Origin of the sequence: Hymenobacter sp. ISL-91, from assembly GCF_018613725.1 — a bacterium.
Lineage (GTDB): Bacteria > Bacteroidota > Bacteroidia > Cytophagales > Hymenobacteraceae > Hymenobacter.
Map to the genome: position 1 here is coordinate 121,089 of NZ_JAGGPS010000013.1, position 12,550 is coordinate 133,638.

The window sequence follows — 12,550 nt, forward strand, 5'->3', positions numbered from 1 at the left end:
GGGCAAAAGTAGGCACTTTTGCCCGGTATGTACAAGAGGGTGCGGGGTGGGGTCAGGCGTTCTTCAAAATGAAATCCGACGGTATTCCCAGCCGCTCATACAGGCGTTTGGCTAAGTCGAGGGTTACGCGGCGCTTGCCGCTCAGGATCTGCGAGAGGCGCCCGGCGGGCACTTCGAGCAGTTCGGCCAGCTCCTTCTGCTTAAGACGCATCTGCTGACGCTTGAGCTCAATCATCTCGGCCAGCGAGGTGGGCAGGTTTGGAATCGGGAGCAGCCCTAGCTTGCCTTCGTAAATATCGAGGGCCGCAATCAGGGTGCGAAACTCAGTTTCCAGCACCGTGTTGCCTTCCACGCCAGCAGCTGCCAGCGCATCGAGGCGGCGCAGGGCAGTGCGGTAGTCAACGGGAGTCTGGAGGAGCATTTGTCTGAACTGTTAGCTACTAGCTTTTAGCGGGTAGCTAATGGGCAAGCAAAACGCCGGAGCCTAGTGGTTCCGGCGTTTCTGCTGCAAAGGTAAAGCACAATTCCGAAACAGCAAACAAAATTTCGATTTTGAAAAGAAAGTTTCGATATGGGGTTATTGGTTGATGGAGTGTATAAACGTCATTCAGAGTATACTCCACTAGGCGCAGCATGTTCTGCATGACGTTTATCCTCACCTCATTACCCCTGCTACCTACTCCCTTCGCCCCCTGTCGCGGGGTGTGGGGCCTGGAATCAAGGGTTTAATTTCGGCTTCGGACTGACGGTATTTTACCAGATCACAGGCCAGATACAATGCTTCGCGAAACGATGTTTCATCAGCTTTAAACTGGCCGGCGAGTCCGTAGGCGGTGCCGTGGTCTGGTGAGGTGCGGATGACAGACAGGCCGGCCGTGTAATTAACACCCCGCTCGAAGGCTAGGGTTTTGAACGGAATCAGGCCCTGGTCGTGGTAGAGCGAGAGGGTAGCGTCGAACTGCTTGTACTGGCCGGTGCCGAAGTAGCCGTCGGCGGGGTAGGGGCCGAACACCAGATGGCCGCTCTGGAGTAGCTGTTGGATTACCGGCGTTACTACGGCGGCTTCCTCGGTGCCAAGCAGGCCGTTTTCGCCGGCATGGGGGTTGAGGCCGAGCACCGCAACGCGGGGCTTCTCGATGCCAAAGTCGTTCTTCAGGGAGGCCAGCAGAATCCGGAGCTTATTGGTGAGCAGCTCTTTGGTGAGGCGCGCGGGCACATCCTTGAGCGGAATGTGGCCCGTGGCGGTGGCCACCCGCAGCTCGTCGGCTACGAGCAACATCAGGCTCTCTTTGGCTTCGAAAAAGCTGGTGAGAAATTCGGTGTGGCCAGGAAAACGGAAGTCGTCGGCCTGGGTGTTCTCCTTGCTGATGGGGGCCGTTACGAGGCCGTCGAGCAGGCCGGCCTTCAGGTCGCGGGCAGCAGTGAGCAGGCTCTGGCGGGCCGCTGTGCCGCTGGCCGCGCTGGGCTGGCCGGGCGTAAGCTGTACATCGTCATCGTCCCAGCAGCTGACGGCGTTGTGCTTGCCGGGAGCTATGTCGCCTGCCTCGCGCACCTGCCGGAACCGCAGCGGCTCGTGGTTAGGGTCGGCAGGGAAGTCATCGAAGAGTACGGTAGCCGTTCCGTACACTACCGGCGTGCAGATTTTGAGCAGGCGCGGGTCGAGGAGGGTTTTATAGATGACCTCGGGCCCGATACCGGCCAGGTCGCCGACGGAAATACCAATTCGTGGGAGCATTCTGTAGTTGGAGCTTAGGTGTAAGGGCTTTGGCAGGCGTTGGTGCGCTGAGCAACAACAGCGGTGTCATGCTGAGCGAAGTCGAAGCATCTCTACCGCAATGCTAAACTTAGAGTCAGGATTAGCGCTGCAGTAGAGATGCTTCGACTTCGCTCAGCATGACGTTTTTCTCTGTCGTTCAGGCTTACGCCCGATTCTTCAGAAACTCATACGTGAGGCGCACGGCGGTGCCGGTGCCGCCTTTGCCGCGGTATGAGTCGGGGGTAGTGAGGAAAGCGGGGCCGGCAATATCGAAGTGGACCCAAGGGTAGCCCTCAGCGTAGCGCTCCAGAAACTTGCCGGCCGAAATAGCGCCGGCTTCAGCCTTGCCCAGGTTGCTCATGTCGGCAATCGGGCTTTTGATGTGGTCAGCGTACTCGTCCCAGAGCGGAAACTCCACCAGCCGCTCGTGGGTGGCGTTGCCGGCCTTTTTAAGGTCGTGCATCACGTCCTCGTCGGCCGTGCCCATGTACACGATGCCCTCGATGCCGATGGCGCGGGCGGCCGAGCCGGTGAGCGTGGCGTAATCCAGCACCAGCTCGGGGTCGTACTTTTTGGCGAAGGCCAGCGCATCGGCCAGAATCAGGCGGCCTTCGGCGTCGGTGTTGAGCACTTCTACGGTGAGGCCGCTGTACATCGTAATTACGTCGCCGGGGGCCAGGGCGGGGCCGCCGGGGCGGTTGTCGGTGGCCGGCACCAGCCCGATTACGTGCAGCGGCACCTTGTTTTTGGCCAGCGCCGTAAGCACGCCTACTACTACGGCCGCGCCGCCCATGTCGCACTTCATTAGGTCCATGCTGTTGGGCGTGGGCTTGAGGCTCAGGCCACCAGTATCGAACACCACGCCCTTGCCCACCAGCACAATCGGCTTGGTGTTGGTGGCACCTTCGGGCTTGTACTCCATGATGCTGAAGGTCGGCGGCTCGGGGCTGCCTTGGTTCACGGCCAGCAGGCCGCCCATGCGCAGAGCTTCAATGCGTACCAGGTCCAGCACTTCTACCTCGAAGCCAGCCCGCTCGCCGGCCTCCTCGAACTGCTGCGCCAGCTGGCTGGCATTCAGGTGGCTGTAGGGCTTGTTCACCAGGTCGCGGGCCAGGTACACACCCTCCAGCATGCCCGCCAATTCGGACACCTTCTCGGCCGATAAATCGGGGCCGACCAGCGTGAGTTTAGTGAGCGTGGGCGCTTTCCTGGACTTCTCGTCGGTTTTGTAGCCCGCAAACTGGTAGGCCGTCAGGGCAATACCTTCGGCCAGAGCCAGCGAGCCGCCGGCGGGCGTGAGGTTGCAGATGAACAGCTCCTCCACCTTATCGGCCTTGAGGCGGGCGTGCAGCTTATTACCAGCCTTACGCAACCCCTCCAGGCCCAGAGCGGGCGTTTTCTTCTCTTCAGCCACCACATAGTAGTGCTGGTGCGAGTATTGGTTGACGGCCACAAACTTCTCGTCGGCGGCCAGCTGGGCGGCCACGTACTGGCGGGCGGCCTCGGGCAAATCGGCGGCGGCGGTTACGGGCAGCTCGGTGGTGCCGGCCGGCAGGATGAAGACCGTGCTGGCAATGGCGGGAAAGTCGGCGGCGTAGTCTAAGGTCAGGGACATGGGTTTGGAGCTGTTGGCCAGCAGCTGGTAGCTGTTAGCTTTTGTTCGAATGAATACGGGCTTGCTACGGCAGGCGGAAAGGAAGCACCGGCCGAAACGAGTGGCTGCGGCGTATCTTTGGCCGTGAAGGTAAGTTTTTTAGAGAAGGAAAAGACCGTCATTCAGAGCGTAGCGAAGAATCTCGCCTGCTGACGTTGCGGCACCATTCTAATGTCAGCAGGCGAGATTCTTCGCTACGCTCTGAATGACAACCCTATCTCACTTCTCCTTTCTCAAATCTCACTTCTATAATCAATAATGGATTCCGTTAAAGCCAAAAAGCACCTCGGCCAGCACTTCCTCAACGACCCCAACATTGCCCGCAACATTGTGGAGGCCCTGCGCCTGCCCGACGGCGTGCAGCACGTGCTCGAAATCGGGCCCGGCATGGGCGTACTGACCCAGACGCTGCTCCAGCATCCGGAGTACGAAACGGCCGTAGTGGAAATCGACCGCGACTCAGTGGCCTATCTGCAGAAGCATTACCCCGCCCTCGAAGACCGGATTTACTCCCAGGACTTCCTGAAAATGGACCTGCAGCAGCTCTACGGCGAGCAGCCGCTGAGCATCATCGGCAACTTCCCCTACAACATCAGCTCCCAGATTTACTTCCAGATTCTGGCCCACCGCCAGCAGGTGCGCGAAAGCGTGGGCATGCTGCAAAAGGAAGTGGCCGACCGCCTAGCTACCGGCCCGGGCTCGAAAACCTACGGCATCCTGAGTGTGCTGCTGCAGGCTTACTACGACATCGAATACCTGTTCACGGTGCCCCCGCACGTGTTCAGCCCGCCGCCCAAGGTGCAGTCGGCCGTCATTCGTCTCACCCGCAACGCCACCGAGCAGCTGGCCTGCGACGAAAAGCTGTTCTTCCGGGTCGTAAAGCAGGCCTTTTCGACCCGCCGCAAAACGCTGCGCAACGCCCTCAAACCGTTCGGTATGCCCCCCGAAACTACCACTGACGCCGTATTCGACCTGCGCGCCGAGCAGCTCAGCGTGGCCGATTTCGTGGACCTTACGAACCGGGTATCAGCAGGCAAGAGCGAGTAGCATGGTGTATGAGCGGGGCTAAGCTTTTCCTCTACATTGTTCTTTACTTCTTGTCCTGGAAATTCTGCACTGAGTAGATGAGGCCCAGCGTAAGGCCCTGGCTGTATTGTATGGCAGTGTCCTGGTCGTAATCATAGAGCAGAATGCCAGTGAGGGCCACGTTCACGTAGCGGTTGACTTTGGCCGTGAGGCTGGCATCGAGGCGGTGGTCGATGCGGCGCAGGGCGAAGTCGGAACCGTAGTTGGCGAACAGCAGGTAGCGGGCCTTTAGGTTCACGTTGGTGGCAATGTCCTTATCAAACTCGGCCAGAACCTGCGCGGCCAGCACCTCGAAGCGGGTGGAGTGGCCCGGTTTGACGCCGTAGGGTGTTTCGCCCAGCGCCGCCACAAACCGCTCGGGCCGGCTCACCACCGTCAGGCGCGGGGCGAAGGGCGAGAGGCGCAGCTTGAAATAGCTGGTAGGATGGTACTCGAAACCGTAGGCGGCCGTGAGGAAGGCCGGCGCGAAGGTGGAGGATACGAGCTGTGCCCGCTGTCGGCCGTTGGCATCATCGGAATACTTATAGCCGGGCGCGAACTGGGTGAGCAGATTCAGCGACACGAACATGTCCCAGTTCGGGCTCATTGCCCGGCCATACTTGGTATCGAGGTAAATTCGGTCGAGGCTTTTGCGGTAGCCCTGGCCCTTGTTCGAAACAAAGGCGTAGAGCAAATCGGCCTGATTGTCCCAGCTGTGAATACCCTGTTGGTAATCGGCTTTGGCATTGATGGAAGCATTCAGCCCCAGGGAGCTAACGCCGCCGCCGCGCCAGTTGGACGAGAGCAGGCCCTGCTGAAAGTTGAGCGTTGAGGTAAAGCTTTTCTTCCAGGCTGAGTCAGCGGGGACCACGGCAGAATCGGGCGCCGTTTGGGCCGCTGCCTGCAAAGAGTTCCAGGCCGCCAGCACGAATAGCAAAACCAGGGTAAAGGTGTGTTTCATGGGAGCTGGGTAAGAAATAAAGAAGCTGTTTAGAAAGTCAAAAGAACGTGATGCTGAGCTTGTCGAAGCATCTCTACCGATCCATAGGCTTACCATTGCAACGAAGCGGTAGAGATGCTTCGACAAGCTCAGCATGATGTTCTGATTGATTCCAGGTACTTTCCTAAACAGCTTCAAAGTCAATAGCGGCGGGCTAAAGGTATTAAATGATCGAATGGGCTATAGCTGAAAAGGATAGGAGCCCGCGCAAAGTCAGTCCGCATTCCGACGAGTGGATACGCGGTAGTTGAAGCCCGCCCCGTGGCTGGTTGGGGCAGATAGCAATACCTTCGCCCAACTGTTTGCCAACCGCTTTTATTTCCCCGAAAAACATGTCCCTTTGCCTCGTTATCGACGACATGCACCCCAGCCTGCCGGCGTATCTGGAGCCGCTGGGCCTGACGCTGCACTACCGGCCCGACCTGCGGGCGGCCGAGGTGCCGGCCGCCCTGGCCGCCCACCCCTACGAGGGGCTGGTGGTGCGCTCGAAGCTGCGCGTCACGCGCGAGCTGCTGTCCCACGGCCCGCAGCTGCGCTACGTGTGTCGCGCCGGGGCCGGGGTTGATAACATTGATGAACAGGCCCTGGCCGACGCGGGCGTAACGCTGCTGAATGCGCCCGAGGGCAACCGCGACGCGGTGGGCGAATATGCCATTGGCCTGCTGCTGGCCCTGCTGCGGCACCTGCCGCGGGCCGATGCCGAGGTGAAGGCCGGGCAATGGCACCGCGAGGCCAACCGGGGCGAGGAAATAGGAGGCAAAACCGTGGGCCTGCTCGGTTACGGGCACATGGGCCGGGCATTTGCGCGCCGCCTCAGCGCCTTCGGTTGCACCGTGCTGGCCCACGACCACGACCCCGCCTGCCTGCCCGATGCGTACGCCACGCTAGTGCCGCTGGCCGAGCTGCAAGCCCGCGCCGAGGTGCTAAGCCTGCACATTCCCTACACGGCGGCCAACCACCAGTTCGTGAACGAGGACTTCCTGGCCGGCTTCGCGCAACCTCTCTGGCTGCTGAATACGGCCCGCGGCGAAGTGCTCGACCACGCTGCGCTGGTGAGCCGCCTGCGCACCGGCCACATCCGGGGTGCGGCGCTCGATGTGCTGGAAAACGAAAAGCTCGCCACGCTTGACCCCGGCCAGCAGATCCGCTTCGAGTACCTGCGCACGGCCCCCAACGTGGTGCTCGCACCTCACATCGGCGGCTGGACAGCCCAGAGCTATGAGCGCATCAATGCCGTGCTGGCCCGCAAGCTGGCGGCGTTTTTGGGGGTTGGGTGAGGGAGAAGGTAGCAGAGAACAGTCATTCTGAGCAGCGCGAAGAATCTCGCGTGCCATGCTAATTCCTAATGACAGGATTGCTTTGGCACGCGAGATTCTTCGCGCCGCTCAGAATGACTGTTCATTTTACCTGCTCACCCTATCCCTTACACTTGTACTCCTCACTCTTTCCCCAATTTTCGTATATTTGCTTGCACCTACCAAGGGGAGAACGGCCAGCCACGCTGGCCGTTCTCCTTATTTTTTTGAGCTAATTCCACCCATGTCATGTCAACCATCAACTACTATACGCCCGAAGGTCTGCAGAAGCTCAAAGCAGAGCTACAGGACCTTAAAATCAGGGGCCGGGCCAAGGCCGCCGACGACCTGCGCGAGGCTCGCGACAAGGGCGACCTGAGCGAAAACGCCGAGTACGACGCCGCCAAGGATGCCCAGGGTTTGCTGGAGCTGAAAATTGCCAAGCTGGAAGAAGTACTGGGCAACGCCCGCCTGCTCGATGAAACCAACCTCGACCTGAGCAAGGTGCTCATTATGAGCAAGGTGAAGCTCAAAAACCTGAAAAATAACATGGTGCTCGACTACACGCTGGTAGCCGAGGAAGAAGCCAACCTGGCCACCGGCAAAATCTCCGTTAAGTCGCCCATCGGCCGGGGCCTGCTGGGCAAGTCGGTGGGCGAAACGGCCGAAATAACGGTGCCGGCCGGCAAGCTGCAGTTTCAGGTGCTGGAAATCAGCCGGTAACTATCTGGAAGTGAGAAATAAGAGTTGAGAGGTGAGGTCCAAACCGGGCTTCACCTCTTCTTTTTTGCGGTAAGTTCGTAGACTTACCGCCGGAGCCTCTCCGCTGTCTTATCTCATGCCTCATCTCCAACAAACTATGCCCTCCATTTTCTCGCGCATTGTAGCCGGCGAGCTGCCCGCTTATAAAGTAGCCGAAGACGAGCACCACCTGGCTTTCCTCGACATTACGCCGCTCGTGGAGGGGCATACGCTCGTTATTCCGAAGCGCGAAGTAGATTATATCTTCGATTTGCCACCGGCCGAACTGGCGGCGCTGCACCTGTTTGCCCAGCGCGTGGCGGCCGGCGTGCGGGCCGCCGTGCCCTGCAAACGCGTGGGCATAGCCGTTATCGGGCTAGAAGTGCCTCACGCCCACATTCATCTGATTCCGATGAACAAGGTGGCCGACATGAACTTTGCCAACCCCAAAATAAAGGTAGACGAGCGGCGCATGAACGAACTGGCCGCCGCCATCGGAGCCCAGGTGCCCGCCGTAGTAGCCGGCACTCCCGAAATGCCTACCGACCCGCGCGACACTAAAGGCGGCCGCGAAACCGTGGAAGCCTCCGAGCCCGATGCCTTCCGGGCCCCAACTCCCGGTGGTGAAGCCCAGAACGACGAGGCCCCGCAGCCCCTGCGCGACCTGACCAAGGGCCTCAGCTTCATGAGTGAATCGGAAGCGCCACTGACGGCCGTAAGCTTTGCGGCCCCGGCCGGGGGCCTCACCGACGCGGCCCTGGCCGAACTGGCCGACGTACCGGCCGGCACGCCCGTAGAGCGGCAGGAACTGACCTACTTCCTGCGCAACCACACCGCCGATGAGGGCCTGAGCGGCAGCGCCGAAATGGCCAACCGCTTCAAGCAGCTGCAGATGTTTATGAAGCAGGAGCTGAGCGGCACGCAGGTCTACCGCTTTGGCCAGGGCCCGCAGGTGCCGGTGCTGGTGCTCGGTGCGGGCGAAGGCGGCCGGTTGCAGGGCTTCAAAACGGTGCTTACCGAAACCTAGAGCGGCTCGTGAGGCAGTCATGCTATAGAGCCGCGACCCTTCGTGTTTCTATTGCATGACTGCCTTTTTCGGATCAACTATTCGGATCAACTATTTGCTTAGGATGGCCGGATTTCTTTCAGCCCTTCCTCCGGCAATTGGGGCGGCGCAGGCTCGGGTAGGGGCCCGGCTGGCTCGGTCTGAAACCGTTTGAGGATGTGGTTTTCGCGCTCGAACACGCTCAGCAGCACAATCAGGTAGGAGAGGAGCAGCGGCCCCATTACCAGGCCCAGCAGCCCGAACAGCTCGACACCCAGCACGACGCCGGCCAGCGTGATAAGGGGATGAATGTTGCCCATGCGCCTGGCCAGCACAATGCGCAGCAGGTTGTCGATGTTGATGATAACGATGACGCCCACCAGCAGGATGCCCACGCCCTGGCCCGTAAAGCCCTGGGTGAGTTTGAGAACGGCCGCCGGGCCCCACACCAGCGGCGTACCCAGCACCGGAATAAAAGCCGTAAAAAATGACAGCGTACCCCAGAACAGCGCGTCATCGACCCCGAACAACTGCAGCGTAAGCGTGGTGAGCAGGGCCTGCACCAGCGCAATGAGCGCCTGGCCGAGCACGTTGGCGTTTACCGTGTTGCGCAGCGAGTCGCCCAGCTCCTGCAGGGTATCGGTGCGGAAGGGCAGGTAGCGGCGCAGGCCTCGTATAAAGGCTTCTTCCTGCACAAACATGAAATAGAGCGTGAACAGCATCAGGCCGATAACCACGGTGAAATGCAGCAGCCCGCTGGCCAGCGACGGAATGCGCGTGCTGAGCCAAGCCACCACCTGCTGCACCAGTTCGCGCACGTTGGTTTCGGTGGTGAACTGATAGCCGGTTTTCTGCTCAATCAGATGCAGCACCGTCATAATCTGGCTTGTGTCCTGGGCGTAGAGGCGGATGCGGTTGACGAGCATCAGCACCAGCCCCGTGAAGGGCATGATAATGACCACCACGGCAAAGACCAGCAGTCCGGCCGTTACCAGCTGCCGGCTCCAGCCGCGGCGGTGCACCAGGGCCGCAAACCAGGGCCGCAACACCACATACAGCACCCCCGCTCCTAAAAACGCGGTAATGTAGGAGCCCAACCCCAGCAGAATCAGCGTTGACAGGCCCACAAGGCACACAATCAGCAGCACGTACTGCTGGCGGGGCGTGTAGATGTTTTCGGAAGCCATAAGCCGGGGATGTTAGGGGGGAGTTAAAAGCGCAGGCCTGCCTGCTATGCTGCCGGAATCTGCACCGAGCGGCTGCTGTCAAGCTCGGGGTTTATCAGGCTACCTTCCGGCCCAGGGCGGCCACAGCCAGCCCCATTATAGCAATCAGGGCGAAGGAAACGCGCAGGCTGCTCAGGCCGGCCACAAAGCCAATGAGTGGTGGCCCCAGCAGAAAGCCCATGAAACCAACCGTGGTAACGGCCGCCAGCGCCATACCCGCCGGCATAGTGGTCGAGCGGCCGGCCGCGCCGTACACCAGCGGCACTACCGCCGCCGTTCCCACGCCTACCAGCATAAAGCCCAGCGTAGCCGCCCACAGCGTAGGGAAAGCCACGGCCAGCAGCAGCCCGGTAGCCTCCAGCAGCCCGCTCAGCACCAGCGTGCGGCGGCGCCCGAAACGGTCAATAAACCAGTCGGCCACGAAGCGGCCGGTGGCCATCAGGGCCATGAAAGCGGCAAAGCCCAGGCCCACCCAGGCCTCGGGGGCCCGCACCACCTGCCGGAAATACACGCCGCTCCAGTCGAACATAGTACCCTCGCACAGCAGCGAGCAGAACGCCAGCACCCCCAGCAGCAGCAGCGGGCGGTCGGGCAGGGCCAGTAGCGGAGTGCCGGCTGGGCGGGGCGCATCGGCGGGCAGCAGGCGTGGGGCCAGTAGTAGCAGGGTGGGCAGCACGAGTAGCCCCACGCCGGCAAAGTGGTACAATGGCCCTACCTGTTGCCCAATCAGCAATACGGCCAGCCCGGCCCCTGCAAAGCCGGCCAGGCTCCAGAGGCCATGAAAAGTGGCCATAATGGAGCGCCCGTACAGGGCCTCCACGCCCACAGCCTGGGTGTTTACGCCAATGTTGCCCAGCTCGCCGGCCATCCCGAACAGTACCAGCGCGGCCAGCAGCTGGGGCACGGTGGCGGCCAGCCCCAGCAGCGGCAGCCCCAGCCCATACAGCAGCATGCCCAACAGCACCACCCGCCGGCTGCCGAAGCGGCTCACGAGCCAGCCTGCCAGCGGCAGCGTACCCAACGAGCCCACCGGCAGCGCCAGCAGCACCCCGCCCAGCTCGGCCGCCGACAAGCCCAGCCGGTGCTGCACCGCCGGAATCCGGGAGGCCCAGGTGGCAAAGCACAGCCCCTGCACGGCAAAGGAGGCCGCTACCGCCCAGCGGTAGGTTTGGGGAGTATGGGGCATGGCTGAAGGCAAACGAGGCCGTTATGGAGAAAGGGGGTACTTGTTGGCCGCTTCCTCTACCGCGTCGGGCCGGCATCCACCTGCGCTTCGAGGCGCTCCTGCACGGCTGCGGGCAGGGCCGAAAGCAGGTCGAGGCCGGTAGCGGCTTCCAGGGCATCCACGCTGACGCGGTAGCGGCTCCAGTCGGGGCTTACCTGCTGGTCGTTGGGCGTGTCGATGGCCAGCAGGCGGGCCTGGCCGGCGGCAATGCGCTGCAGGTCGTTGGCGCCGGCGGGCAGCAGCACCAGCACCTTCCAGACGCGGGCCGGCACTGTAATGCGGCCCTCATCAATGGTGGTTTTAAAGCCCTGCAGGCCGGTGCCGCCCTGCCCGTAGCTGCCCATGATGATGTACACCTCCTGCCCGCGCTGCACTTGGGCACGGGTCCATTCTTCGAGGTTGCCCCAGGTGCGCTGGTTGTTGTTGGCCGCCTGCGGAATCATGTTGGTCATCAGGAAAGTGGCCGAGTTGTCGTCGAGTGTGCGGGTGCGGTCGGCGCTGGGGCAGTTGTGGCCCCTATCGAAGCCCGAGCCGCTGTAGCTGCGCGAGGTGGCGGCGTAGAACTGTCGGGGCAGGGCCGGGTCGGGCCGGAAATCGTCTTGGCGGGGGGCTTGGCCCATATCGGCGGCGCTCAGGTGCCAGCTTACCCAGGTGGGCGTACCCCGGCGGGCGTGGTAACCCACCGCGTACTGGGGCCGCACGAGCAGGTAGTTGTTGGGGGTGTTGAGCGAGGCAGTAGCCCCGCTGGGGTTGCCCAGGGCCAGGTTGTCGTCGGGCTGCGAGGCGGGCGACTGGGGCGCGGGCGTAGCCGGAGCCGGCGGCGGGCTGGGCTGGCTCGCCGGGCCCCCGGCCACGGGCGCCCCGGTGCCGGTTTCCAGTACAATGTCGTCAATATTAAGCCGGCCGGAACCAGCATCGGCCTTGCGGATTTCCAGCCGCAGGCGGCGGGCGCTGCCTCCCTCGAAAGTTGTCGTAAGCAGGCGTGGCCCCTGGGTGCGCACAGGCTGCCCGATGCGGCGGTAGCTGCGGCCGCCGTCCTGGCTGCCCCACAGCTCCCAGGTGCTGGCCCCATCCTGGCCGTAGGCCGCCGAGCTGATGCGGATGCGCTGCACGCCGGCCGGGGCATCGAAGGCCATGGTAAGGCGGCCGCCGATGCGCAGGCGAGCCGCCCGGGCACCCTGCTTGTGGTCCTGGTCGGAAGCGCCGATGAGCGCCTCGGTGAGTTGCCAGGTGCCCGTGCCAAGCGTTTCGGAGGCGGTGGCGTAGCTGCCCTTGGTGCCGGCCTCGAAGGTTTCGGGAAAGCGGCCGGCGGCCTGAGCCGGGCTGCTTTGCACGGCAATGGCCGGCGGGCCGGCGGGGGCGGGTGGGCGAAGCGTTTCGGCGGGCTGTTGCGAGCAGGCGTTCAGTAGCAGCGAAAGCAGGGCGGGGGCGAGGCGAATCATGGCGGAAAGGTAACCATAAGCTGTTTGAGAGGAATCATACGGGCCCGTATGGAGGCGGGGGTGGCTCCTGCATGGGCCGCCTATTGGCGCGCAGGGCTATG

At 62.1% G+C, this 12,550-nt stretch carries 11 protein-coding genes; 4 read left to right on the top strand and 7 right to left on the bottom strand.

Going from position 1 to position 12,550, the window contains the following annotated elements; translation table 11 throughout:
* Positions 1 to 52: 52 nt before the first annotated feature.
* The 3 genes from J7E24_RS07050 to J7E24_RS07060 all read right to left on the bottom strand — a co-directional run bounded on the left by J7E24_RS07050 (position 53) and on the right by J7E24_RS07060 (position 3,371).
* Positions 53 to 421 (bottom strand): helix-turn-helix domain-containing protein, encoded by a 369-nt coding sequence (locus tag J7E24_RS07050; protein ID WP_215136540.1) that lies wholly within the window; start codon positions 419 to 421, stop codon positions 53 to 55.
* 255 nt (positions 422 to 676) lie between these two features.
* Positions 677 to 1,735: a 4-hydroxythreonine-4-phosphate dehydrogenase PdxA gene (pdxA, locus tag J7E24_RS07055; RefSeq protein ID WP_215136542.1), complete on the bottom strand. Its 1,059-nt coding sequence runs from the start codon at positions 1,733 to 1,735 to the stop codon at positions 677 to 679.
* 184 nt (positions 1,736 to 1,919) lie between these two features.
* Positions 1,920 to 3,371: a leucyl aminopeptidase family protein gene (locus tag J7E24_RS07060; RefSeq protein ID WP_215136544.1), complete on the bottom strand. Its 1,452-nt coding sequence runs from the start codon at positions 3,369 to 3,371 to the stop codon at positions 1,920 to 1,922.
* Between the two features lie 297 nt (positions 3,372 to 3,668).
* On the opposite strand from J7E24_RS07060, the gene rsmA reads away from it, so the two are divergent.
* Positions 3,669 to 4,457: a 16S rRNA (adenine(1518)-N(6)/adenine(1519)-N(6))-dimethyltransferase RsmA gene (gene rsmA / locus J7E24_RS07065; RefSeq protein WP_215136546.1), complete on the top strand. Its 789-nt coding sequence runs from the start codon at positions 3,669 to 3,671 to the stop codon at positions 4,455 to 4,457.
* 43 nt (positions 4,458 to 4,500) lie between these two features.
* On the opposite strand, the gene J7E24_RS07070 is transcribed toward rsmA, so the two are convergent.
* The gene (locus tag J7E24_RS07070; protein ID WP_215136548.1) at positions 4,501 to 5,436 is read right to left on the bottom strand and encodes a DUF3078 domain-containing protein; all 936 of its coding nucleotides are present in this window, start codon (positions 5,434 to 5,436) and stop codon (positions 4,501 to 4,503) included.
* Between the two features lie 371 nt (positions 5,437 to 5,807).
* Between J7E24_RS07070 and J7E24_RS07075 the strand changes: the two genes are divergently transcribed.
* From J7E24_RS07075 to J7E24_RS17880, 3 genes are all read left to right on the top strand, one after another.
* A complete protein-coding gene (locus J7E24_RS07075; protein WP_215136550.1) occupies positions 5,808 to 6,752 on the top strand; it encodes an NAD(P)-dependent oxidoreductase in 945 nt (314 codons plus the stop codon).
* 267 nt (positions 6,753 to 7,019) lie between these two features.
* Positions 7,020 to 7,493, top strand: coding sequence for a transcription elongation factor GreA (greA, locus tag J7E24_RS07080; protein WP_215136552.1), 474 nt, complete (start codon positions 7,020 to 7,022; stop codon positions 7,491 to 7,493).
* Between the two features lie 136 nt (positions 7,494 to 7,629).
* The gene (locus J7E24_RS17880) at positions 7,630 to 8,538 is read left to right on the top strand and encodes a nuclease A inhibitor family protein (protein ID WP_215136554.1); all 909 of its coding nucleotides are present in this window, start codon (positions 7,630 to 7,632) and stop codon (positions 8,536 to 8,538) included.
* Between the two features lie 98 nt (positions 8,539 to 8,636).
* Here the strand turns inward: J7E24_RS17880 and J7E24_RS07090 are convergent, their stop codons facing one another.
* From J7E24_RS07090 to J7E24_RS07100, 3 genes are all read right to left on the bottom strand, one after another.
* The gene (locus tag J7E24_RS07090; protein ID WP_215136556.1) at positions 8,637 to 9,743 is read right to left on the bottom strand and encodes an AI-2E family transporter; all 1,107 of its coding nucleotides are present in this window, start codon (positions 9,741 to 9,743) and stop codon (positions 8,637 to 8,639) included.
* A gap of 94 nt (positions 9,744 to 9,837) precedes the next feature.
* Complete coding sequence (locus tag J7E24_RS07095; protein ID WP_215136558.1) at positions 9,838 to 10,968, bottom strand: MFS transporter; 1,131 nt, start codon at positions 10,966 to 10,968, stop codon at positions 9,838 to 9,840.
* Positions 10,969 to 11,024: 56 nt separating this feature from the next.
* Positions 11,025 to 12,449, bottom strand: a complete 1,425-nt coding sequence (locus J7E24_RS07100) for a DNA/RNA non-specific endonuclease (RefSeq protein WP_251047071.1) — start codon at positions 12,447 to 12,449, stop codon at positions 11,025 to 11,027.
* Positions 12,450 to 12,550: the final 101 nt, after the last annotated feature.

What these genes read in the sequence shown, in the direction of transcription:
- J7E24_RS07095 (WP_215136558.1), bottom strand. Translation starts at nt 10,968, where the DNA reads ATGCCCCATACTCCCCAAACCTACCGCTGGGCGGTAGCGGCCTCCTTT.
- pdxA (WP_215136542.1), bottom strand. Translation starts at nt 1,735, where the DNA reads ATGCTCCCACGAATTGGTATTTCCGTCGGCGACCTGGCCGGTATCGGG.
- rsmA (WP_215136546.1), top strand. Translation starts at nt 3,669, where the DNA reads ATGGATTCCGTTAAAGCCAAAAAGCACCTCGGCCAGCACTTCCTCAAC.
- J7E24_RS07100 (WP_251047071.1), bottom strand. Translation starts at nt 12,449, where the DNA reads ATGATTCGCCTCGCCCCCGCCCTGCTTTCGCTGCTACTGAACGCCTGC.
- J7E24_RS07070 (WP_215136548.1), bottom strand. Translation starts at nt 5,436, where the DNA reads ATGAAACACACCTTTACCCTGGTTTTGCTATTCGTGCTGGCGGCCTGG.
- J7E24_RS07050 (WP_215136540.1), bottom strand. Translation starts at nt 421, where the DNA reads ATGCTCCTCCAGACTCCCGTTGACTACCGCACTGCCCTGCGCCGCCTC.
- greA (WP_215136552.1), top strand. Translation starts at nt 7,020, where the DNA reads ATGTCAACCATCAACTACTATACGCCCGAAGGTCTGCAGAAGCTCAAA.
- J7E24_RS17880 (WP_215136554.1), top strand. Translation starts at nt 7,630, where the DNA reads ATGCCCTCCATTTTCTCGCGCATTGTAGCCGGCGAGCTGCCCGCTTAT.
- J7E24_RS07060 (WP_215136544.1), bottom strand. Translation starts at nt 3,371, where the DNA reads ATGTCCCTGACCTTAGACTACGCCGCCGACTTTCCCGCCATTGCCAGC.
- J7E24_RS07075 (WP_215136550.1), top strand. Translation starts at nt 5,808, where the DNA reads ATGTCCCTTTGCCTCGTTATCGACGACATGCACCCCAGCCTGCCGGCG.
- J7E24_RS07090 (WP_215136556.1), bottom strand. Translation starts at nt 9,743, where the DNA reads ATGGCTTCCGAAAACATCTACACGCCCCGCCAGCAGTACGTGCTGCTG.